At 58.6% G+C, this 1,204-nt stretch carries 1 protein-coding gene; it reads left to right on the top strand.

The window, feature by feature from the left end; genetic code table 11:
• On the top strand, positions 1–1,204 hold a 1,204-nt coding region (locus tag AAFP29_RS21195), incomplete at both ends, for an MlaD family protein (RefSeq protein ID WP_419219428.1).

The raw sequence follows: 1,204 nt of genomic DNA on the forward strand, positions 1-1,204 counted from the left end.
AGCGTGTGCAGATAGTTCTGCTGATCGTGTTGGGTGTTGCGGCGACGGTGTTCGCGGGTGTGCGGTATGTGCACTTCGATCGAATGCTCGGGGCGAATTCTTATAGTGTGACGGCGCATTTGCCTGATTCGGGTGGCATTTTCACTAATGCTGAGGTGACTTATCAGGGGGTGCCGGCGGGGCGGGTGAAAGATGTGCGGCTAGTTTCCGATGGTGTCGATGTGGTGTTGACTCTTGATGGTGATGAGGGTCAGATTCCGGCGAGTGCTGTTGCGGTAGTTGCTAATCGGTCGGCTATTGGTGAGCAGTTTGTGGATTTGCAGCCGACGTCGTCGGCGGGGCCGTTTCTGGTGGAGGGGTCGCGGATCACCAAGGGGTCGGTACCGCCACCACTTGATGAGGTGGTCAATAGTGCGATCGGTTTCGCCGAGTCGGTACCGGTGCAGGATTTGCATACGGTCATCGTTGAGTTGGGTAAGGCGTTCAACGGGCAGGGGGAGAATCTGACCCGGTTGGTGACCTCGTTGGGCAATCTTTCTAAGGCTGGTGTGGAGAGTTTGCCCGATACTGTTGCGTTGCTACAGAATTCGAATGTGGCGTTGGCGACGCAGGCTGAGCAGTCTGATGCGATCATCGGGTGGGCACGCAATCTGGATTTGGTGACTGCGACGTTGGCGGCGGCTGATCCTGATGTGCGGCGGTTGCTGACCACCGGTACGGCGACTGCGACGCAGTTGTCGGGGTTGTTGCAAAAGCAGGGTGCCGATATCACCAAAGTCGTGCACGACCTGGGTACGACGGTCAAGACGATCGAACCCGCCGGCTGGGCGACGAACTACGCACTCGCACTGCTGTCACAACTGTCGGCTGGGAGTCATGGTCCGCCGCGTGGTGATGGTCAGATTCATTTCGGCATCGTGTTGGAGACCAACAATCCGGCGGCGTGTACGCGGGGGTATGAGGGCACCGAGGCGATTATCGCCAAGATGAAACGCACCAACCCGCGTTTCGACATCAACTACGACGATTTTCCGTTCAACATGAATGCCAGATGCAGTGTGCCGCAGGGCAGTCCGACCGGGGTGCGCAGTGCTGAGCGGGCCGCCCTGGCTAATCCCGCCTATCGGCAGCCGTGGGACAACAAGCCTAAGAAGGACCCCGACAAACTCAACCTCACGCCGTTGGCGCAGCAGATCGCGACACT

This window comes from Gordonia sp. CPCC 205333 (assembly GCF_048537885.1).
Lineage (GTDB): Bacteria > Actinomycetota > Actinomycetes > Mycobacteriales > Mycobacteriaceae > Gordonia.